Genomic DNA, 21,988 nt, shown 5'->3' on the forward strand with positions numbered 1-21,988 from the left:
TCTGTGACCCATGGGGGGGCGGGCAAGGCCGCCCCCACAGTGAGGGTCAGGGTGTCAGGTGTATTTGCGCAGCGCCGGTGCCGGCGGGAAGTACTGGTACAACCAGGTTTCACTCAAGGTGCGGTCCTGGGTGCGGATAAACAGGCGCAGCTCCACCGGCTCCACGCTGTCGCTGGTTGGGTACCAGTCGAACAGGATGCGATAGCCCTTGATGTTGTCCAGCACCAGCACGCTGAAGTCTTTCACTTCACCGTTGGAGCAGGTCACCACCGGCTCGATACCGGTGCCGGGTGGCAGGCGATCCAGGCCGCCGCCCTTGAAGTCCACGGCAAACCGGCGCGCCCAGACGGGCGGGTAATGCTCGCCCGGTGCCCAACCCTCGATGAAACCGCCCATGCCTGAACGCGTGGCGTCGACTTGCGCCAACGATGTGCTCACCGGCGGCAGGGCGCTCCAGTACAACTTGTAGCCATAGTTGAGCGAATCCCCCGCGGCCACGGGTTTTTTCGGGGTCCAGAAGGCCACGATGTTGTCCAGGGTTTCACCGGTGGTCGGGATCTCCAGCAGGTCGATCGAGCCTTCGCCCCACGCGGTGGTCGGTTCGACCCACAGGCTTGGGCGCTTGCTGTACCAGTCGACGGTGTCCTGGTAGCTGGCAAATTCATGGTCGGTCTGCACCAGGCCGAAGCCTTTCGGGTCGGTGTCGGCGAACGCATTGAATTGCAGCTTGGCCGGGTTGTTCAGCGGACGGCAGATCCACTCGCCGTTGCCGCGCCACATCGCCAGGCGGTCCGAGTCATGGATTTGCGGGTGGAGGGTGTCGCACATGCGTCGTTCGTGGGTACCACAGCTGAACATGCTGGTCATCGCGGCAATGCCCAGTTGTTCGATGGCGGTGCGCGCATTGATGTTCGCGTCGATGGCCATCACCACCTGGCTGGCCTGGCAGTCGATATCGAAACGGTAGGCGCCGGTGGCGCTCGGCGAGTCGAGCAGGGCGTAGACCACAAAGCGCGTGGCGTTTTTGTCCGGGGTTTCGAACCAGAACTGCGTGAAGTCGGGGAATTCCTCGCGTTTTTTCGCGTAGGTATCAATCGCCAGGCCGCGTGCGGAAAGGCCGTACTGCCCGGTGGAATCCACCGCGCGGAAGTAACTGGCGCCGAGAAACGACAGCACGTCATGGCGATCCAGCTCCGGCGCCTTGAACAGCTTGAAGCCGGAGAAACCCAGGTCGCCGGTCAGTTGTTGGGTGTCGACCGTGGATTTTTCATAGTTGAACAGCGAAGGGCGGAAATGCACTTCGCGCGCTTCACGGGTCTTGGGGTCGACGCTGTGCATGCGCACGGGCGTCTTGAAGCCCATGCCGACGTGGAAAAACTGCACGTCCAACTGGCCGTTCAATTCCTTCCACAGCGAATGGTTGCCGTCGTAGCCGATGGCATTGAAGTTCTGCGGTGTCATGGTCGCCAAGGTTGGCGGCAGCACCTGTTTGGTGTCTTTATACGCGGTCCCGGCGAGTTGCTTGGCCTGGGCCTTCAGCGTTTCGAAATCGAACGCCACGGCCTTGCCGTCGGCGGCGCGGTTCCCGGCCCAGGCCTGCGCGGCCAATAGGCCGCTGGCCGATAAACCGGTGTAAGCCGCAATGGCCATGGACGCTTTGAGCAAATTCCTGCGGTGCATAGAGACAACCTGTCGTGAGCAAATCCCGCGCCGGCCCTGGCACGTGCTGGATCAGAAATAACGGTTCGGACCTACCTTCGGCCAAACGCAACGGACATTAAACAGACGCCGCATAGCTTAAGCGGTTCGATGGCGTAGGAAAAATGATTGATAGCGGGATGATGGCTTGGCAAATGCGACAAGACATTTCCGGGCCGTGAGTGAGCACATTACCCGGGAATTATGAAGGTCCGATGTGGGAGGGGCTTGCTCGCGACAGGCGCCTGGACACCGCGTTTAATCGGATGCCCCGCATTATCGTTGGCGTTCTTCGCGAGCAAGCTTGCTCCTACAGTCAAGGCATCAGGGCGAGGTTCAGTGCTTGAACATCACATGGCGCACGGTGGTGTAGTCCTCCAGCCCATACATGGACATGTCCTTGCCATACCCCGACAGTTTCTGACCGCCGTGAGGCATTTCGCTGACGAGCATGAAGTGGGTGTTCACCCAGGTGCAGCCATACTGCAAGCGCGCAGCCAAGCGATGGGCGCGTCCCACGTCGGCGGTCCATACGGATGACGCCAGACCGTAGTCCGAATCGTTGGCCCAGCCCAGCACCTGTGCTTCATCGGCGAACTTGGTCACCGACACCACCGGGCCGAACACCTCGCGGCGCACGATCTCATCGTCCTGCTGCGCATCGGCCAAAACCGTCGGTTCAAAGAAGAAACCGTTGCCTTCCACCGCTTTGCCGCCGGTCACCAGGCGGATGTGCGGCTGCGCCACGGCGCGTTCGACGAACCCGGCCACGCGGTCGCGGTGTTGCGCGGTGATCAGCGGGCCGAGCTCGGTGGTCGGGTCATCCTGCAAGCCGTACTTGATGCTGGCGACTGCGGCGCCGAGTTTCTCGACGAACGCGTCGTAGATCTCCGCTTGGGCATAGATGCGGCAGGCCGCGGTGCAATCCTGGCCGGCGTTGTAGAAACCGAAGGTGCGAATGCCTTCCACCGCCGCCTCGATGTCGGCGTCGTTGAAGATGATCACCGGTGCCTTGCCGCCCAGCTCCATGTGCATGCGCTTCACGCTGTCGGCGGTGCTGGAGATGATATTGGCGCCCGTGGCGATGGAGCCGGTCAGCGACACCATGCGCACTTTAGGATGGTTCACCAACGGGCTGCCCACGGTAGGCCCACGGCCGAAGACCAGGTTGAGTACGCCAGCCGGGAAAATCTCCGACGCCAGTTCGACCATGCGCAAGGCGGTCAGCGGAGTTTGTTCCGACGGCTTGAGCACCACGGTATTACCGGCGGCCAGGGCCGGGGCGATTTTCCAGGCGACCATCATCAATGGGTAGTTCCACGGGGCGATGGAGGCGATCACGCCCACCGGATCGCGGCGGATCATCGAGGTGTGGCCCGGCAGGTATTCACCGCCGGCCGAGCCGCTCATGCAGCGGCTGGCGCCGGCGAAGAAGCGGAACACATCGGCAATCGCCGGGATCTCGTCATTCAGCGCAGCGCTGTAGGGTTTGCCGCAGTTGTCCGACTCCAGTTTGGCCAGCTCTTCGCCGTGGGCTTCGATCACGTCCGCCAGTTTCAACAGCAGCAGCGAGCGATCCTTGGGCGCGGTTTGCGACCAGCTTTCAAACGCCGCATCGGCGGCACGCACGGCGGCGTCGACCTGGGCTTCGCTGGCTTCCTTGATTTCCACCAGCACACGGCCCAGCGCCGGGTTGAACACCGCTTGTGCCGGGCCTTCGCCTTCGACCAGTTGGCCGTTGATCAAAAGTTTGGTTTGCATGGTTCATTCCTCCAAAAAACTATTGTTATTGCCCTGAAGAAACCGGGTTCAATGGAAAAGTTACTTACCGCCACTGCCTGCCACGCTTTCACCGCCGCGGGTCAGGTAATAGGCACCCAGAATCGGGAACATCGTCACGATCATCACCAGCATCGCCACCACGTTGGTCACCGGCACATCCCGCGGGCGACTCAACTGGTTGAGCAGCCACAGCGGCAAGGTGCGCTCATGCCCGGCGGTGAAGGTGGTGACGATGATTTCGTCGAACGACAGTGCAAACGCGAGCATGCCGCCGGCCAGCAGCGCCGAGCCCAGGTTGGGCATGATGATGTAGCGGAAGGTCTGCCAGCCGTCGGCGCCCAGGTCCATCGAGGCTTCGATCAGGCTGTGGGAGGTGCGGCGCAGGCGGGCGATCACGTTGTTGTAGACGATCACCACGCAGAAGGTCGCGTGGCCGACGATGATAGTGAACATCCCGGGCTCGATGCCCAGCGTCTTGAAGGTCGCCAGCAGGGCGATCCCGGTGATGATCCCCGGCAGCGCGATCGGCAGGATCAGCATCAGCGACACGCCTTGCTTGCCGAAGAACTCGCGGCGATACAGCGCGGCTGAAGCGAGCGTGCCGAGGACCATGGCGATCAGGGTGGCAATGGCTGCGATCTGCAGCGACAGCTTGATCGCTTCGAGTACGTCGGGGCGGGCGAAGGCCACGCTGAACCACTTCAGGGTGAAACCCTGGGGCGGAAAGCTGAACGCCGCTTCTTCGGTATTGAAGGCATACAGGAAGATGATCAGGATCGGGAAGTGCAAAAACACCAAGCCGCCCCAGGCCGCAATCTTCAAGCCGAGTGATGATTTCTCAGAGTGCATCGAAGGCCCCCAGGCGTTTGACGATGGACAGGTAAACCGCGATCAGCACGATCGGCACCAGGGTGAACGCCGCGGCCATGGGCATGTTGCCGATGGCGCCTTGCTGGGCGTACACCATGCCGCCGACGAAGTAACCCGGCGGCCCGATCAGTTGCGGCACGATGAAGTCGCCCAGGGTCAGCGAAAACGTGAAGATCGAACCGGCCGCAATCCCCGGCACCGACAGCGGCAGGATCACTTGCATGAAGGTCTGGCGCGGCTTGGCGCCCAGGTCCGCCGAAGCCTGCAGCAACGACGGCGGCAAACGCTCCAGCGATGCCTGGATCGGCAGGATCATGAACGGCAGCCAGATATAGACGAACACCATGAACCGCCCCAAGTGCGAGGTGCTCAAGGTGCTGCCGCCCACGCCGGGAATCCCCAGCACGAACTGCAACACCGGCTCCAGGCCCAGGTGCTGCACAAACCATTGCGCCACGCCGCCCTTGGCCAGCAGTAAGGTCCAGGCATAGGCCTTGACGATATAGCTGGCCCACATCGGCATCATCACCGCGATATAGAAAAACGCCTTGGTCTTGCCCGTGGTGTAGCGCGCCATGTAATAGGCGATCGGGAAGGCGACGACGGCACTGGCGATCGACACCACAATCGCCATGCTCAGGGTGCGCAGGATGATGTCGAAGTTCGACGGCTGGAACAGCGCGGCGAAGTTGGCCAGGGTCAGGTCCGGTGTGACCGCCATGGTGAAGTCGTCGAAGGTGTAGAAGCCTTGCCACAGCAGGGTCAGCAACGAGCCCAGGTAGATCGCGCCGAACCAGATCAGCGGCGGTATCAGCAGCATCGCCAAGTAGAGGTTGGGCTTGCGGTACAGCAGGTTGGAAAACCTGCGCATCGGCGGTTGGGTCAGGGCCAGGCTCATGTCACACCTCGCCTGCGTGGTCGGTCAGGGTGGTCATGGCGGCCTGCGCCCAGCGCACGGTGATGGGCTGGCCGACCTGATAGCCGTTGCTGGTGTCCAGCCACTGGTTATTAGCCTGGCTGATGTTCAACGCCTGGCCGTTCGCCAGTTTCAGTTCATAGCGGGTGGCGCTGCCCTGGTACTGGATGTCATGCAACAGGCCGCTGATTTCCACTTCGCCGGCCGCCAGCGGGCCTTCGGCAAAGCGCACGTGCTCGGGGCGGATCGAGAACGGTTGCGGGCTGCCGCTGAGGCGCTGGGCCAACTCGCCGCGAATCACGTTGGAGGTGCCGACGAATTCGGCGACGAATGCGGTGGCCGGTTTCATATAGAGGTTGCGCGGGGTGTCGACTTGTTCGATGCGGCCCTTGTTGAACACGGCCACGCGGTCAGACATCGACAGCGCTTCGGTCTGGTCGTGGGTCACGAAGATAAAGGTGATGCCGAGCTGGCGTTGCAGCTTTTTCAGCTCGCTTTGCATCTGTTCGCGCAGCTTGAGGTCGAGGGCGCCCAGCGGTTCATCCAGCAGCAATACGCGTGGGCGATTGACCAGCGCGCGGGCCAGGGCCACCCGTTGGCGCTGGCCGCCGGAGAGCTGCACCGGCTTGCGCTCGCCGTAGCCGCCGAGGGCGACCATGGCCAGGGCCTCTTCGGCGCGGTTGAGGCGCTCGGTCTTGCCCACGCCTTTGACTTTCAGGCCGTAGGCCACGTTGTCGCGCACATTCATGTGGGGGAACAGCGCGTAATCCTGGAATACGGTGTTGACGTCACGCTGATACGGCGGCAAGCCGGCGGCTTCTTCGCCATGAATCCGGATCGAGCCGGCGCTCGGCTGCTCGAACCCGGCGATCAGGCGCAGGCAGGTGGTCTTGCCCGAGCCGGAAGGGCCGAGCATGGAAAAGAACTCGCCGTCCTGGATATCGATGGAAACCCGGTCAACGGCTTTCACTTCGCCGAACTGACGGGAAACGTGGGTGAATTGGACTGCAAGCGTCATGGTGCGGTGCTCCCAAAAGGCGCGGGTCGTCGCAGCGGCCCGGCCTGGACTTCTGAAAAAACAGAACATCTGTGAATGCGGTCAACCCTGTGGGAGGGGGCAAGCCCCCTCCCACAGGGGATCTATGCCGTCTGCAGGGTCTTACCTGCCGCCCATGATCGCGATGTAATCCTGGGTCCAGCGGCTGTACGGCACGAACTTGCCGCCTTCAGCCTGCGGGGTTTTCCAGAAGGCGATCTTGTCGAACTGGTCGAAACCGTTGGTCTTGCAGCCTTCGGCGCCGAGCAATTCGCTGCCGGTACAGGCCGCAGGCACCGCCGGCAGGGAGCCGAACCAGGCGGCGACATCGCCCTGGACCTTCGGTTGCAGCGACCAGTCCATCCACTTGTAGGCGCAGTTCGGGTGCTTGGCCTCGCTGTGCAGCATGGTGGTGTCGGCCCAGCCGGTGGCGCCTTCCTTGGGAATGGTCGAGGCAATCGGCTGTTTCTCGTTGATCAGGCCGTTGACCTGATACGGCCAGGCGCTGGAGGCGACCACGCCTTCGTTCTTGAAGTCACTCATTTGCACGGTGGTGTCGTGCCAGTAGCGGTGGATCAACGGTTGCTGCGCACGCAGCACTTCGAGCACGGCTTTGTACTGGGTTTCGGTCAGCTCATACGGGCTCTGGATGCCCAGTTCCGGCTTGGTCGACTTGAGGTACAGCGCCGCATCGGCGATGTAGATCGGGCCGTCATAGGCTTGCACGCGGCCTTTGTTCGGCTTGCCATCCGGCAGGTTCTGCGCCTCGAACAGCACGTTCCAACTGGTGGGCGCGGTCTTGAATACGTTGGTGTTGTACATCAGCACGTTCGGCCCCCACTGGTACGGAGTACCGTAGGTTTGCTGGCCGACCACGTACCACGGCGCATCTTTCAGGCGCGGGTCGATGTTCTTCCAGTTGGGGATCAACGCGGTGTTGATCGGCTGCACCCGCTTGCCGCCGATCAAGCGCAGCGACGCATCGCCTGACGCGGTGACCAGGTCGTAACCGCCCTTGGCCATCAAACTGACCATTTCGTCAGAGGTGGCGGCGGTTTTCACATTGACCTTGCAGCCGGTTTCCTTCTCGAAACCTGTGACCCAGTCGTAGGCTTTGTCGCTTTCGCCACGTTCGATATAGCCGGGCCAGGCGACGATATCCAACTGGCCTTCGCCGGCACCTACCGCCTTGAGCGGTTCGGCGGCCTGCAGGCTGGCGCTGGCCAGCAGCGCGGTGGTCAGGGCACTGAGCAGTGCGGTCTTATGCGCGGACATGGGGAATCCCTCTTCTTTAATTATGGTCGGGGCAGTTTTTGCAGCCGGTGACGCATGAGCCTAGTTGTTGTTTTAAAGGTGCTGGCCGTGGCGGGCCATGATGTGCCGCACCACGCTGTAGTCCTGTAGCGAATCGCTGGACAGATCTTTGCCATACCCGGAGCGTTTCAAGCCGCCGTGGGGCATTTCGCTGACCAGCATGAAATGGCTGTTGATCCAGGTGCAGCCGTATTGCAGACGCGCCGCCACCTGCATGGCCTTGTCCAGGTTCTCGGTCCACACCGACGAGGCCAGGCCGTATTCGGAGTCATTGGCCCAGTCCACCGCCTGCTCCAGTTCGTCGAAGCGGGTCACAGTAACCACCGGGCCGAACACTTCGCGCTGGACGATTTCATCACTTTGTTTACAGCCGGCGAGCAAGGTCGGCTGATAAAAGAAGCCCGCGCCGGAATGCACGGCGGCGCCGGTGACGCGTTCGATATGCGGTTGGCCGAGGGCGCGTTCGACAAAACTGGCGACGCGGTCGCGCTGGCGCGTGCTGATCAGCGGGCCGAGTTCGTTGTCGGCGTCGCGCTTGCCGGCAAAGCGCAGGCTGCTGACCGCCGCACCCAGGTCGGCGACCAATTTGTCGTGAATCCCCGCCTGGGCATAGATGCGGCACGCGGCAGTGCAGTCCTGGCCGGCGTTGTAGTAACCGTAGGTGCGCACGCCTTCGACCACGGCTTGCAGGTCGGCGTCGTTACACACGATCACCGGCGCCTTGCCACCCAGTTCCAGGTGCGTGCGTTTAAGGGTTTTCGAGGCGGCCTGCAGGATTTTTTGCCCGGTGACGATATCGCCGGTCAACGACACCATGCGCACCTTCGGGTGACTGACCAGATGGCTGCCGACGCCTTCGCCGCCGCCGCACAGAATGTTGATCACCCCGCGTGGCAACAATTGGCTGAGGGCCGGGGCCAGGGCGAGGATCGACAGTGGCGTGTGTTCCGACGGCTTGAACACCAGGGTATTGCCGGCGGCCAGGGCCGGGGCGATCTTCCACGCGGCCATCATCAGCGGGTAATTCCACGGCGCAATCGAGGCCACCACGCCAATCGGATCACGCCGCACCATGCTGGTGTAGCCCGGCAGGTATTCGCCGCTGAGCTGGCCGGTCTGGCAGCGCACGGCGCCGGCAAAGAAGCGGAACACATCGACGGTGGCGCTCAAGTCATCCTGGCGCGCCAGGTGCAACGGCTTGCCGCAGTTCAGGGATTCCAGGCGGGCCAGGTAGTCGGCTTGGTGCTCGATGGCGTCGGCGATGCCCAGCAGAATGTTCGAACGCTGCTGCGGCGTGGTGCGTGACCAGCCGGCAAATGCGCGGTGGGCCGCGAGGATGGCGGTTTCAACCTGTTCGGTGCTGGCTTCGGCGATCTGGGTCAGCACTTCACCCGTGGCTGGGTTGAGAATCGGTTCAACAAAGCCCTGGCCCTGGACCAGTTCGCCGTCGATCAGCAACGCAGTGAGCAGCGGGGTGGGCGCAGCGGACATTTTTCGCGATCTCTTTTCTTGTGCGGTCATGGGCGTTCTCTTACAAGGCGCCCGACCTTCTCTCATGGATGTACCGAGACTAGAGGTCAGACGCGAGGCCAACAAATACTAAATACTGAATGCAGCATTCGATTAAATAGATGGCTTGCGGGGATGGGGCTGTTCCCGCGCCACGGTCAGGAACGGGTCGACCAGCGCCGGCCGTGCCGTGCCACGGCGCCAGGCGAGGCCGACGTCGAGGGTCTGGCTGAGGTCGGCGATGGGGCGCGCTTCAATAATGTCGCCTTCCAGGGACCACGGGCGGTACGTCATGTCCGGCTGGATCGACACGCCCAGGCCCGCGGCCACCAGGCTGCGCACGGCTTCGGTGGAGGCGGTGCGCAAGGTGACGCGTGGTTGCAGGGAGGCTGCGGCCCACATGCGTTGGGCGTTGTGGCCCATTTCGTCGACGTTCAGTTGAATCAACGGCTCACGCGCCACATCGGCCAGGTTGATGCTGTCGTGTTCCAGCAGCGGATGTTGCGCCGGCAGCCACAAGCGGTGGGGCGAGTGGGTGAGTACTTCGGTCTGCAGCGCGTGGCGGTCTTCGAGGTTGGAGAGGATCAACACGCCCACATCGATCTCGCCGCTGACCAGCAAATGCTCGATGTACGGGCGCTCATCTTCCATCACGCGGATTTCCACATTGGGGTAGGCGCGCTGGAAACGGGTGAGCAGGTCGGCCAGGTAATAACCGGCCACCAGGCTGGTCACGCCGACGATCAACTGCCCGGCCACCTGATCGGTGCTCTGCTGCAGGCTGCGTTTGGCGTTGTCGACGGTGGCCAGGATCAAGTGCGCCTGGCGCAAAAACTGATGGCCCTGGTGGGTCAGGGTCATGCCCTTGGCATGGCGGTTGAACAGGTTGACGCCGATTTCCTGCTCCAGTTGCTGGATCGCCAGGGTCAGGGTGGACTGCGAAATAAACGCGGTTTGCGCCGCCGCGGAGATCGAGCCGGTCTCGGCCACGGCGATGAAGTGCCGGATTTGACGCAAGGTCATCATGCTGGAATTACCAGTGGGGTGTTTTTATCGACTGACTCGAGTGTATATCGATTTAACCGAAGGATAGCCGCGTTACATCTGGAAGCACTCTAGATCAGGGTTTTTTAGCACTTAGTTTTACGCTGGGAGCCTATTGGTCCTATGAACCCTAGTGTCTGGAGGCTACGCATGAATACCCGTGGATTACTCGATCAACTGCTCAAGTCTGGTCAGGACATGTTGCAGAACAAGGCCGGTGGCCAGGGCAAATCCGACGACAAAGGCGCCCTGGGCGGGTTGCTCGGCAGTGGCGGGCTCGGCAGTTTGCTCGGCGGCGCCGGTGGCGGAGCCCTGGCGGCCGGGGCTATGGGCCTGCTGCTGGGCAATAAAAAAGCGCGCAAGTTCGGCGGCAAGGCCCTGACCTATGGCGGGCTGGCGGCATTGGGCGTGATCGCCTACAAAGCCTACGGCAACTGGCAGGCGCAACAGGCCAGCGCGCCCCAGGGCGAGCCGCAAACCATCGACCGTCTGCCAGCGGCCCAGGTCGAGCAACACAGCCAAGCCATCCTCAAGGCATTGGTGGCGGCGGCCAAGGCCGACGGGCACGTGGACGAGCGCGAGCGCGCGCTGATCGAAGGTGAATTCACCAAGCTGGATAACGACCGCGAATTGCAAAGCTGGCTGCATGGCGAGCTGAACAAACCCCTCGACCCGGCCGACGTGGCGCGGGCGGCAAGCACCCCGGAAATGGCCGCCGAGATGTACATCGCCAGTGTGATGCTGGTGGATGAGGAGAACTTTATGGAGAAGGCGTATCTGGATGAGCTGGCGCGGCAGCTTAAGTTGGAGCCCGGTTTGAAGGTTGAGTTGGAGAAACAGGTGCGCCAGGTGACGTTTTAAGGATCGTTCCCACGGATGGGAGCGATCAGGTAGTGACGGGTCTATCGGGTACGGTTAAGGAGGCCCCCATGGCGTGGCCAGTTGCAGCGTCATGAGGTAACGCTCCTCTGTGGGGCGTCTATCGTCCTTGAATCGTCCAACCACCAGCATCACTTGATACTGGTCACTTGCTCGCCAATAGGCTGTGCCGCCTCGGTTCACATTTCGTAGCCGGGCACGCCATTCCGGGGTGTCGGCGAATGGGGGGTTGGACGCGACACGGATGGGCGCCCAACCCGCCTTGCGCCATTGCTCCTGCAAATCCAGTACGACTTTGAGGGTGTCGTCGAGCAATAGTGGCTCGATTTGAGGTGACATACGAATACTGCCAACTCGCTCATCATCGAAGCCTATCGTGAAGAAGCGGGCCAAAGGGGTTACGAATCCGTATTTTGGATCTGTGTAGCGAAGTCGAGCATCGGATTTCGGCATTCTGAACCAGTGGTGTCCGGGAATCGCCGGCCCAATGCTTGCGCTGGAGCGCTGACGCATGTCTTCCCAGGGCTCGCCAAGCATCAGTGCTATTTCCGGATCTTCCGCGCTCAGGCGTATCGCTACCCATATGAGTGATGCTGCAACGACCAGTCCCGTTCCGCCACGTCGCCAACCTATCTTCGCGATCCGATTCATCGGCCCCCCCGGCTTTCAGCGATGTCTTCTAGCTCGAGTTCGATTCGATACCGCTCAGTGCTATTTAGTAGTGTGTGAAACCGCGCTGCAGCCTTGAGCACGAATGCCATACGCTGGTCGATATCGGCTAGATTGGCGAAGGGGTTGTTACTGAAATCAATGGTCCGACCGTCATCAGCGGTGCTGCATTGGTTTGCCAGTGTCAGTTCAATGGCTTGAGCGATCCCGGACGGTATACCCGTGACGTATGAAAGATGGTTGCTACGTAGCAGAGCCACTAGTTTTGGATCACCGTACATGGTCGGTTGAAGAATGTTTCGTTGTTCGTGGTCAGCCAGATGCTCAACACTTTTAGCAATGTCTCCATCGTCAATAGCCTTGAATGCATGCAATATTTCCGGGTAATCCCCCCCAAACCTCAACTTATCCTGCCCCACCGGCCACAACACCCGCTGTAGCCCATCCTCAAAAATGTTCTGGCGCGAGGACAGGCAGGTCTCAAGCAACCCCAACCCCCGCTCCTTATAAAACGCATGCAACGGAAACACATCCAAAAACAGCGTGGTATTGCCCATCGCCATCATCTCGTACACATGTTGATAAAGCTGCTGCACGCTCGATAACGGTTCACCCTCGCGCCGCCAATCAACATCAGGCATTGGGTTATTGCGGCTGGCTTGTTCATGGTCCCGCAGGCGCCGCTCATACTCCCGCAGCTTTGCCTGCCGTTCACGTTCCTCGGCGCTGAACAACCCCCAAACCCCTTTCCGGGCACTTCTTCGTAATTGCTCCGCCGCTTCAAATTCCGCCTGAATTTTCTCGATGGATTCTGCCGCGTGCAGCAAACCGCACCCCACTTGCTTGGAGGCAAACGCCGCAAGGCCAGCCCACTGAAAACGGTTATCGAGGCGCCAGAGCTGGGCATACGCCGAGTTGATGAGCCGGTTGCGCAACCTGGGGTCGGCGATCAGCTTGCCGCCGGGGGCGATCACGTCTTCTGCCTGCTTCTGGTAGAAGCGCCAATTGCGCTCGCAGGCTGACTCGAGTATTTCGCTGAAAGCGGAAGGTGTTGAGCTCGGGGCGGGGTTTTTCGCGGGCGCTGGTGCTTCCGATGCAGTCGCGCTTCGGCGGTGTACCGCGGAGTCTTCGGCGGTAAGGGTCTGAAACCGCTCGAACTGGTCGGCCAGCAGGCGCGGGGGCGGGTCGCATTTACAGCGGCAGAGATCGTCCGAGAGCGCCACCCGTCGCCCTCGTGCCCACTGCTCCAGGCGCGGGCCAACACAGACTATGACTCCGGTGGTTTTGCATACCGGGCAAAGCACCTCATGACCTTCAAGGGCGATATCCACTTGGGTGATGCAAAAGCCCGTCAAACCGCCGACGACGGTCCCGCCAGCGGTGGTCTTGGCTCCTCGGGTAATGAAATAACGGCGCATGCCAGCCGTGTCCTTTTGTTAGCAGGGACCAGCACGCTAGGCTCGGCGAGAAAAGCCCGGTAGTCGGACGCTTCGCGGGTTTTTGTAGGTTGGTTCTGTAATTACCTTCAGGGATGTTTTTGCATTCTGTGGGCACCACATCGAAACCCATTGATAAATGACGGCTTCTGCTCAGCTATACTCCCCCCCATTTGAATGGCCCTTCGAGGAAACACTGTGAAGAATTGGACCTTGCGCCAGCGGATTATGGCGAGCTTTGCGGTCATTATCGCGATCATGCTGCTGATGGTTGTGGTGTCCTACTCACGGTTGCTGAAGATCGAAGCCAGCCAGGAATCGGTACGTGACGATGCTGTGCCGGGGGTTTACCTCAGTTCGATGATCCGCAGCGCCTGGGTCGACAGCTATTTACTGACCATCGATATCATTGGTCTGCGCGCAGATAAAACCCTTACCAGCGCAGATAAAACCGACTTCAAGTCCTTCGAAGCGCGTATTGAACAGCAGATCGCCAACTACGAAAAAACCGTCAACAGCCAGGCTGATCGCATGGAGTTCGATAACTTCAAGGCGGCGCATATCAACTACAACAAGGCCCTCGTCGAGGTGCTGGCGCGCATTGAAGCCAATGACCTGCCGGGTGCGAACGTCTTGCTCGAAGAGCAATTGACGCCGATCTGGATCGAAGGGCGCATGAAGCTCAATGACATCATCACCGAAAACAAGAGCGTGTCTGACCTCGCCACGGCGGCCATCGACGAGTCGGTCCTGTCGGCCAAGATCAGCATGGCGGTGTCGCTGATCATCGCCATCTTCGCCGCCGGCCTGTGCGGCCTGCTGCTGATGCGCACAATCATTGCGCCGATGAAGCGCATCGTCGAGATCCTCGACACCATGCGTACCGGTGACCTGAGCAAGCGCTTGAACCTTGCGCGCAAGGACGAATTCGGCGCTGTCGAAACCGGCTTCAACGACATGATGACCGAACTGACGGCCCTGGTGTCCCAGGCCCAGCGTTCGTCTGTGCAGGTCACGACCTCGGTCACCGAGATTGCCGCCACCTCTAAGCAACAACAGGCCACGGCCACGGAAACCGCCGCAACCACCACCGAGATCGGCGCTACTTCGCGGGAGATTGCCGCCACTTCCAAGGATTTGGTCCGCACCATGACCGAAGTCTCCACCGCCGCCGACCAGGCCTCGGTCGCCGCCGGTTCCGGCCAGCAAGGCTTGGCGCGCATGGAAGAAACCATGCACTCGGTGATGGGCGCTGCCGAATTGGTCAACGCCAAGCTGGCGATCCTTAACGAGAAGGCCGGCAACATCAACCAGGTGGTGGTCACCATCGTCAAGGTCGCCGACCAGACCAACCTGTTGTCCCTCAACGCCGCCATCGAGGCCGAGAAAGCCGGTGAGTACGGCCGCGGCTTTGCCGTGGTGGCCACCGAAGTGCGCCGCCTGGCCGACCAGACCGCCGTCGCCACCTACGACATCGAGCAGATGGTGCGCGAGATCCAGTCGGCGGTGTCTGCCGGGGTGATGGGCATGGACAAGTTCTCCGAAGAGGTTCGCCGGGGCATGTTCGAAGTGCAGCAAGTGGGCGAGCAACTGTCGCAGATCATCCACCAGGTCCAGGCTCTGGCGCCGCGGGTGTTGATGGTCAACGAAGGCATGCAGGCCCAGGCCACCGGTGCCGAGCAGATCAACCACGCGCTGGTGCAATTGGGCGATGCCAGCAGCCAGACGGTCGAGTCCTTGCGCCAGGCCAGCTTTGCCATTGATGAACTGAGCCAGGTTGCGGTCGGTCTGCGCGGCGGCGTGTCGCGCTTCAAAGTCTGATGAGCGACCTCGCGGCTAAACACGGCGCCGTCCCGGCAGCGAAAAAGGCGTTGTTCCTGGTGTTCCACATCGGCGACGAACGTTATGCCCTCAAGGCCACGGAAGTGGCCGAGGTACTGCCGCGCCTGCCGCTCAAACCCCTCGCCCATGCACCGCTGTGGGTGGCGGGTATCTTTGCCCATCGCGGCGCGATGGTGCCGGTTGTCGACCTCAGTGCCTTGACCTTCGGCAAGCCGGCCCAGGCGCGGACCAGTACCCGGCTGGTGTTGGTCAACTACAAACCTGAGCCCTGGCTCGAGGCGCGTTGGCTGGGGCTGATTCTGGAGCAGGCCACCGAAACCCTGCGTTGCGACCCGGCGCAATTCAAGCCATACGGTCTGGACAATCCCCAGGCGCCCTACCTGGGGCCGGTGCGTGAAGATGCCTTGGGTTTGATGCAGTGGATCGGCGTCGCGGATCTGCTCACCAACGAAGTGCGCGCCTTGCTGTTTTCTGCCGAGTCGAGCCTATGAGCGACGACCCGCGCTTCTTTGCCTTCTTGAAAGAACGCATCGGCCTGGATGTGGCCTCGGTGGGCGAAGCCATCATCGAACGCGCCGTGCGCCAGCGCAGTCAGGCCGTAGAGGCCCAGACGGCGGATGAGTACTGGCACCATCTGCAACGCTCCCACGACGAACAGCAAGCGCTGATCGAAGCGGTGATCGTGCCCGAGACCTGGTTTTTCCGTTACCCCGAATCCTTTGCGACCCTGGCCCGTCTGGCCAAGGCGCGTCTGGCCGAGATCAACCAGTTGCGCGCGTTGCGCATTCTCAGCCTGCCCTGTTCCACCGGCGAAGAACCCTATTCGATCGCCATGGCCTTGCTCGATGCCGGCCTGGCGCCGCACCAGTTCAAGGTGCAGGGCATCGACGTCAGCCCGTTGTCGGTGGAGCGTGCCCTGCGTGGCGTGTATGGCCGCAACTCGTTTCGCGGCGGTGACCTTGAGTTTCGCGACCGCCACTTCACCGAGCAGGCCGATGGCTATCGCATCGACGACCGCGTGCGCGAACAGGTGCGCCTGCAAGTCGGCAACCTGCTCGACCCAGGGTTGCTCGCCAATGAGCCGAGCTACGATTTTGTGTTTTGCCGCAACCTGCTGATCTATTTCGACCAGCCGACACAAAAACAAGTGTTCGACGTGCTCAAGAACCTGACTCACGTGGACGGCGTGCTATTTATCGGCCCGGCCGAAGGCAGCCTGTTGGGGCGGCATGGCATGCGTTCGATCGGCGTGCCGCAGTCGTTTGCCTTTAGCCGACACACCGAGCCGGTCAAGCCTGAGCCGGTCTTTGTGCCGATGCCCGTGCCCCCGCCTCGGCACAGCGTCGCACCGATCCCGCCCAAGCCGCGCCCGTTCAGCACGTTCAGCGCCCAGGTGGTGCCGATCAGCGCGCCGGCGTCGGACGCTGGCGACCTGCTCAACCAGATCGCGATCCTGGCCAACGAAGGCAAAAGCGCCGAAGCCCGCGCCGCCTGCGAACGCTATTTAAGCCAACATCCGCCGGCCGCCCAGGTGTTTTACTGGTTGGGGCTGCTCAGCGATGTGGCCGGCAGCGCCCTGGAAGCCCAGGGGTTTTACCGAAAAGCCTTGTACCTGGAACCGCAGCACCCGCAGGCCCTGATGCAACTGGCCGGGCTGCTCGAAGCCCAGGGCGACACTGCGGGGGCGCGCCGTTTGCAGGCGCGAGCCGCGCGTAGCGAGCTGACAGTGAGCAAAAACCATGAGTAGCCCCAACGCGCTCGACACTGCAGGCCTGGACCTGACGATAGCCGACGCCCAGGCCATCGACGATTGCTGGAACCGTATCGGTATTCACGGTGACAAGTCCTGCCCGTTGCTGGCGGACCATATCCACTGCCGCAACTGCTCGGTGTACTCTGCCGCCGCCACCCGCTTGCTGGATCGCTATGCGTTGCAGCACGACGATCGGCGCCCGGTCGCCGCTGCCGAAGCCGGCGAAGATATCGTCACCCGCTCCCTGCTGATATTCCGCCTCGGCGAAGAATGGCTCGGGATCGCCACCCGCTGCCTGGTGGAAGTGGCGCCGCTGCAACCGATTCATTCCCTGCCACACCAACGTTCCCGCGCATTGCTTGGCGTGGCGAACGTGCGCGGCGCGCTGGTGGCGTGCCTGTCGCTGGTCGAGCTGTTGGGCCTGGACACCACCAGCCACGGCACCCCCGGCGGGCGTATCATGCCGCGCATGTTGATCATCGCCGCGCAGGACGGCCCGGTGGTGGTACCGGTGGATGAAGTCGACGGTATCCATGCCATCGACGAGCGGACGTTGACGGCGGCGTCAGCCTCCGGCACCCAGGCCAGCGGCCGCTTCACCCAGGGTGTGTTGCAGTGGAAGGGCCGCAGCCTGCGTTGGCTGGACGAGGCTCAGTTGCTGTCTGCCGTGACCCGGAGCCTCACATGACCCCCGACCAGATGCGCGATGCCTCGCTGCTGGAGTTGTTCAGCCTGGAAGCCGATGCCCAGACCCAGGTACTGAGCGCGGGCCTGCTGGCCCTGGAACGTAACCCGACCCAGGCTGACCAGCTCGAAGCCTGCATGCGCGCTGCGCACTCGCTCAAAGGCGCGGCGCGGATTGTCGGGGTGGACGCCGGGGTTAGCGTGTCGCATGTCATGGAAGATTGCCTGGTCAGCGCCCAGGAAGGTCGCCTGTATCTGCAACCGGAGCACATCGACGCGTTGCTGCAAGGCACCGACCTGCTGATGCGCATCGCCACGCCGGGCAATACCGTGGGGCCGGCGGATGTCGACGCGTATGTGGCATTGATGGAGCGCCTGCTCGACCCGTCGCAGCCAACCGCCAAGGTTGCGCCGCAGCCCGCGCCCGCGCCTGCCCCTACGACTGCCCCTACGGCTGCGCCTGCGCCGGTGATCGAAGCGCTGCCCGCCGCCGAACCCGAGCCTGCGCCGCCCCTCGGCAGCGAGCCGCCGCGCCAGAACAAACGCATGACCGAAGGTGGCGAGCGCGTCCTGCGCGTGACCGCCGAGCGCTTGAACAGCCTGCTGGACCTGTCGAGCAAATCCCTGGTGGAAACCCAGCGGCTCAAGCCTTACCTGTCCAGCCTGCAACGCCTCAAACGTATCCAGGGCAACGGTGTGCGTGCGCTTGACCACCTCGATGGTCACCTCAAGACCGTCGGCTTGAGCCTGGAGGCCCAGGAGGCCTTGGCCGATGCCCGCCGCCTGCTCAGCGAAGCCCAGGCCCTGCTCGCGGAAAAAGCCGTCGAGCTCGATGAGTTCGCCTGGCAGGCAGGTCAGCGCGCCCAGGTGCTTTACGACACCGCGCTGGCCTGCCGCATGCGCCCGTTTGCCGATGTGCTCGCCGGCCAGGCGCGCATGGTGCGCGACCTCGGCCGTAGCCTGGGCAAGCAGGTGCGCCTGGAGATCGAGGGCGAAAAGACTCAGGTCGACCGCGACGTGCTGGAGAAACTCGAAGCGCCGCTCACCCACTTATTGCGCAATGCCGTCGACCATGGCATCGAAGCGCCCGAACAGCGCCTGCTGGCGGGCAAACCGGCCGAAGGCTTGATCCGCCTGAGAGCCTCGCACCAGGCGGGTTTGCTGGTGCTGGAGCTGAGCGATGACGGTAACGGCGTCGACCTCGAACGCCTGCGTGGCACGATCGTTGATCGGCACTTGTCGACCCAGGAAACCGCTTTGCACCTCAGCGAGGAGGAGTTGCTGACGTTCCTGTTCCTGCCGGGCTTCAGCCTGCGCGACAAGGTCACCGAAGTGTCCGGGCGCGGCGTCGGCCTGGATGCGGTGCAGCATATGGTCCGCCAATTGCGCGGCGCGGTGGTGCTGGAGCAAGCGGCGGGGCAGGGCAGTCGCTTCCATTTGGAAGTGCCGTTGACCCTGTCGGTGGTGCGCAGCCTGGTGGTGGAAGTCGGCGAAGAAGCCTATGCCTTCCCGCTGGCGCATATCGAGCGGATGTGCGACCTGGCGCCCGAGGACATTGTGCAGCTCGAAGGCCGTCAGCATTTCTGGCATGAAGGCCGGCATGTCGGCCTGGTCGCCGCCAGCCAGTTGTTGCAGCGCCCGCCGGGGCAAGGTAATGAAGAGACGTTGAAGGTGGTGGTGATCCGCGAACGCGATGCGGTGTATGGCATTGCCGTGGAGCGTTTTATCGGCGAGCGCACGCTGGTGGTGCTGCCGCTGGATGATCGGTTGGGCAAGGTCCAGGATATTTCCGCCGGCGCGTTGCTGGACGATGGCTCGGTGGTGTTGATCGTCGACGTCGAGGATATGCTGCGTTCGGTGGACAAACTGCTCAACACCGGTCGCCTGGAACGTATCGCCCGGCGCAGCCAACAGGCCGCCGAAGTCCCGCGTAAACGGGTGCTGGTGGTGGATGACTCGCTCACGGTGCGAGAGTTGCAACGTAAATTGCTGCTTAATCGGGGTTATGAAGTGGCCGTTGCGGTCGATGGCATGGACGGCTGGAACGCCTTGCGCTCCGAAGACTTCGACCTGCTCATCACTGACATTGATATGCCTCGTATGGACGGGATCGAATTGGTCACACTCTTGCGCCGTGATACTCGCCTGCAATCGTTGCCGGTGATGGTGGTGTCCTACAAGGATCGCGAAGAAGACCGACGCCGTGGACTCGACGCTGGCGCCGACTACTATTTAGCCAAAGCCAGTTTTCACGATGACGCCCTCCTCGACGCCGTGGTGGAACTGATCGGAGACGCGCGGGCATGAGGATTGCGATCGTCAATGACATGCCCATGGCTGTGGAGGCGTTACGCCGCGCGGTGAGCTTTGAACCCGCGCACCAGGTGGTGTGGGTGGCCAGCAATGGCCTGGAAGCGGTGCAGCGCTGCGCCGAATTGACCCCGGACCTGATCCTGATGGACCTGATTATGCCGGTGATGGATGGCGTGGAAGCCACTCGGCAGATCATGGCCCAGACCCCGTGCGCGATTGTGATCGTCACCGTCGACCGCCAGGCCAATGTCAGCCGAGTGTTCGAAGCCATGGGGCACGGCGCTCTGGATGTGGTGGATACGCCGGCCCTGGGCGTCGGTAATCCCAAGGACGCCGCCGCACCGTTGTTGCGCAAGATCCTCAATATTGGCTGGCTGATAGGCCAGCGCGGCAGCCGTGTGCGCGCCGAAACCGCGCCGCCGCGCAACACCGGCAAACGCCAGAGCCTGGTGGCGATCGGTTCTTCGGCCGGCGGCCCGGCGGCCCTGGAAATCCTGCTCAAGGGCTTGCCCCGGGACTTTCCCGCCGCCATCGTGCTGGTGCAGCATGTGGACCAGGTGTTCGCCGCCGGCATGGCCGAGTGGCTGACCAGCGCTTCCGGCCTGCCGGTGCGCCTGGCCCGCGAAGGTGAGCCGCCACAAAGCGGGGTGGTGCTGCTGGCCGGTACCAATCATCACATCCGCCTGTTGAAAAATGGCACGCTAGCCTATACGGCCGAGCCGGTGAACGAGATTTACCGGCCGTCCATCGATGTATTTTTCGAAAGTGTGGCCAGCCACTGGAATGGTGATGCCGTCGGCGTACTGCTGACCGGCATGGGCCGCGACGGAGCCCAGGGGCTTAAATTAATGCGGGAACAAGGATATCTGACCATCGCCCAAGACCAGCAGAGTTCGGCGGTGTATGGCATGCCCAAAGCGGCGGCGGCGATTGATGCTGCTGTTGAAATTCGCCCACTGGACAGAATTGCGCCCCGGCTGCTGGAGGTATTTACAAAATGATCGATACCCCCGGCAATGCTGGCTTGCAGGTAGTAATTCAGGTGACTGCACATGAGTGATTTACAGATCGACGGCATCAAGACCGACGAAAATGCCGCCATGGTGTTACTGGTGGACGACCAGGCCATGATCGGCGAAGCCGTGCGGCGCGGCCTGGCCCATGAAGAAAACATCGACTTCCACTTTTGCGCCGACCCGCACCAGGCCATCGCCCAGGCGATCCGCATTAAACCGACGGTGATCCTGCAGGACCTGGTGATGCCCGGCCTGGATGGCCTGACGCTGGTGCGCGAATACCGCAATCACCCGGCCACGCAGAACATCCCGATCATCGTGCTCTCCACCAAGGAGGACCCGCTGATCAAAAGCGCGGCGTTCTCGGCGGGGGCCAACGACTATCTGGTCAAGCTGCCGGACAACATCGAGCTGGTGGCGCGTATCCGCTATCACTCACGCTCCTACATGACCCTGTTGCAGCGTGATGCGGCCTATCGTGCGCTGCGCGTCAGCCAGCAGCAACTGTTGGATACCAATCTGGTGCTGCAACGCCTGATGAACTCCGACGGCCTCACCGGGCTGTCCAACCGCCGTCACTTCGACGAATACCTGGAGCTGGAATGGCGCCGGGCCATGCGTGACCAGGCCCAATTGTCGCTGCTGATGATCGACGTGGACTTCTTCAAGACCTACAACGACAGCTTCGGCCACGTCGAAGGCGATGAAGCCCTGCGCAAAGTCGCCGCCGCCATCCGCGAAGCCAGCAGCCGCCCTTCGGACCTGCCGGCGCGCTACGGCGGCGAAGAATTCGCCCTGGTACTGCCAAACACCTCGCCGGGCGGCGCGCGCCTGGTCGCCGAAAAACTGCGCATGGCCGTCGAAGCCCTGAAAATCCCGCACATCGCCCCGGCGGAGGGCGCGAGCCTGACCATCAGCATCGGCCTGTCGACCATGACGCCGGTGCAGGGCACCGATTGCCGGCAACTGATCATGGCGGCAGACAAGGGGTTGTATACGGCCAAGAACAATGGGCGCAATCAAGTCGGTATCGAGTAATCCGAGGCCAGTGCAGATCCAAATGTGGGAGGGGCGGTGCGACGACTCGACTTGCCCCCCGATGGCGGGGGGGTAGGGCTGACACACCGCCATCGGGGGCAAGCCCCCTCTCACAGTGGATATTCACTGTTCTTGAACCTGCCTTTTCGCCAAGCGGACTGCCGTTTGCGCACGTTTGTCGTTATACTC

18 protein-coding genes are annotated in these 21,988 nt (G+C 62.2%); 8 read left to right on the plus strand and 10 right to left on the minus strand.

Going from position 1 to position 21,988, the window contains the following annotated elements; translation table 11 throughout:
- Positions 1–54: 54 nt before the first annotated feature.
- The 8 genes from J2Y83_RS05565 to J2Y83_RS05600 all read right to left on the minus strand — a co-directional run bounded on the left by J2Y83_RS05565 (position 55) and on the right by J2Y83_RS05600 (position 10,151).
- Entirely contained in the window at positions 55–1,680 is a 1,626-nt protein-coding gene (locus J2Y83_RS05565; protein WP_253393674.1) for a glucan biosynthesis protein D, read from the minus strand.
- A gap of 354 nt (positions 1,681–2,034) precedes the next feature.
- Positions 2,035–3,459, minus strand: a complete 1,425-nt coding sequence (locus tag J2Y83_RS05570; RefSeq protein ID WP_253393676.1) for a gamma-aminobutyraldehyde dehydrogenase — start codon at positions 3,457–3,459, stop codon at positions 2,035–2,037.
- Positions 3,460–3,519: 60 nt separating this feature from the next.
- Complete coding sequence (locus J2Y83_RS05575) at positions 3,520–4,329, minus strand: ABC transporter permease (RefSeq protein WP_150292796.1); 810 nt, start codon at positions 4,327–4,329, stop codon at positions 3,520–3,522.
- A complete protein-coding gene (locus J2Y83_RS05580; RefSeq protein WP_253393678.1) occupies positions 4,319–5,248 on the minus strand; it encodes an ABC transporter permease in 930 nt (309 codons plus the stop codon). Before J2Y83_RS05580 ends, J2Y83_RS05575 begins: the two co-directional genes overlap by 11 nt.
- 1 nt (position 5,249) lies before the next feature.
- Positions 5,250–6,284: an ABC transporter ATP-binding protein gene (locus J2Y83_RS05585; RefSeq protein WP_253393680.1), complete on the minus strand. Its 1,035-nt coding sequence runs from the start codon at positions 6,282–6,284 to the stop codon at positions 5,250–5,252.
- 141 nt (positions 6,285–6,425) lie between these two features.
- Positions 6,426–7,577, minus strand: coding sequence for a putative ABC transporter substrate-binding protein YdcS (gene ydcS, locus J2Y83_RS05590; RefSeq protein ID WP_247407787.1), 1,152 nt, complete (start codon positions 7,575–7,577; stop codon positions 6,426–6,428).
- Between the two features lie 72 nt (positions 7,578–7,649).
- A complete protein-coding gene (locus tag J2Y83_RS05595; RefSeq protein ID WP_247407789.1) occupies positions 7,650–9,107 on the minus strand; it encodes a gamma-aminobutyraldehyde dehydrogenase in 1,458 nt (485 codons plus the stop codon).
- Positions 9,108–9,239: 132 nt separating this feature from the next.
- Positions 9,240–10,151, minus strand: a complete 912-nt coding sequence (locus J2Y83_RS05600) for a LysR family transcriptional regulator (RefSeq protein ID WP_253393681.1) — start codon at positions 10,149–10,151, stop codon at positions 9,240–9,242.
- Between the two features lie 168 nt (positions 10,152–10,319).
- Here J2Y83_RS05600 and J2Y83_RS05605 point away from each other — a divergent pair, with 168 nt between their 5' ends.
- Positions 10,320–11,030 (plus strand): tellurite resistance TerB family protein, encoded by a 711-nt coding sequence (locus J2Y83_RS05605; RefSeq protein ID WP_253393682.1) that lies wholly within the window; start codon positions 10,320–10,322, stop codon positions 11,028–11,030.
- Between the two features lie 54 nt (positions 11,031–11,084).
- On the opposite strand, the gene J2Y83_RS05610 is transcribed toward J2Y83_RS05605, so the two are convergent.
- Together J2Y83_RS05610 and J2Y83_RS05615 are read right to left on the minus strand one after the other, a co-directional pair.
- On the minus strand, positions 11,085–11,699 hold the full coding sequence (locus J2Y83_RS05610; protein ID WP_253393683.1) for a hypothetical protein: 615 nt from the start codon (positions 11,697–11,699) through the stop codon (positions 11,085–11,087).
- Complete coding sequence (locus tag J2Y83_RS05615) at positions 11,696–13,135, minus strand: PAAR domain-containing protein (protein ID WP_253393684.1); 1,440 nt, start codon at positions 13,133–13,135, stop codon at positions 11,696–11,698. The genes J2Y83_RS05610 and J2Y83_RS05615 overlap by 4 nt, the downstream gene beginning before the upstream one ends.
- A 216-nt stretch (positions 13,136–13,351) precedes the next feature.
- Between J2Y83_RS05615 and J2Y83_RS05620 the strand changes: the two genes are divergently transcribed.
- Genes J2Y83_RS05620 through J2Y83_RS05650 form a run of 7 tightly spaced genes read left to right on the plus strand, consistent with a single transcriptional unit; the run spans position 13,352 to position 21,799 of the window.
- Positions 13,352–14,974: a methyl-accepting chemotaxis protein gene (locus tag J2Y83_RS05620; protein ID WP_253393685.1), complete on the plus strand. Its 1,623-nt coding sequence runs from the start codon at positions 13,352–13,354 to the stop codon at positions 14,972–14,974.
- Entirely contained in the window at positions 14,974–15,486 is a 513-nt protein-coding gene (locus J2Y83_RS05625; protein WP_247405126.1) for a chemotaxis protein CheW, read from the plus strand. The genes J2Y83_RS05620 and J2Y83_RS05625 overlap by 1 nt, the downstream gene beginning before the upstream one ends.
- Positions 15,483–16,742 carry a CheR family methyltransferase gene (locus J2Y83_RS05630; RefSeq protein WP_253393686.1) on the plus strand — a complete coding sequence of 420 codons (1,260 nt, stop codon included), beginning with the start codon at positions 15,483–15,485 and terminating at the stop codon, positions 16,740–16,742. The genes J2Y83_RS05625 and J2Y83_RS05630 overlap by 4 nt, the downstream gene beginning before the upstream one ends.
- Complete coding sequence (locus J2Y83_RS05635; protein WP_253393688.1) at positions 16,735–17,436, plus strand: chemotaxis protein CheW; 702 nt, start codon at positions 16,735–16,737, stop codon at positions 17,434–17,436. The genes J2Y83_RS05630 and J2Y83_RS05635 overlap by 8 nt, the downstream gene beginning before the upstream one ends.
- On the plus strand, positions 17,433–19,739 hold the full coding sequence (locus J2Y83_RS05640) for a hybrid sensor histidine kinase/response regulator (protein ID WP_253393690.1): 2,307 nt from the start codon (positions 17,433–17,435) through the stop codon (positions 19,737–19,739). The genes J2Y83_RS05635 and J2Y83_RS05640 overlap by 4 nt, the downstream gene beginning before the upstream one ends.
- On the plus strand, positions 19,736–20,746 hold the full coding sequence (locus J2Y83_RS05645; RefSeq protein ID WP_253393692.1) for a chemotaxis response regulator protein-glutamate methylesterase: 1,011 nt from the start codon (positions 19,736–19,738) through the stop codon (positions 20,744–20,746). The genes J2Y83_RS05640 and J2Y83_RS05645 overlap by 4 nt, the downstream gene beginning before the upstream one ends.
- A 51-nt stretch (positions 20,747–20,797) precedes the next feature.
- A complete protein-coding gene (locus tag J2Y83_RS05650) occupies positions 20,798–21,799 on the plus strand; it encodes a response regulator (protein ID WP_247402806.1) in 1,002 nt (333 codons plus the stop codon).
- Positions 21,800–21,988: the final 189 nt, after the last annotated feature.

The sequence above is a fragment of the Pseudomonas marginalis genome (assembly GCF_024169655.1).
In the GTDB taxonomy this organism is placed as follows: domain Bacteria; phylum Pseudomonadota; class Gammaproteobacteria; order Pseudomonadales; family Pseudomonadaceae; genus Aquipseudomonas; species Aquipseudomonas paraveronii.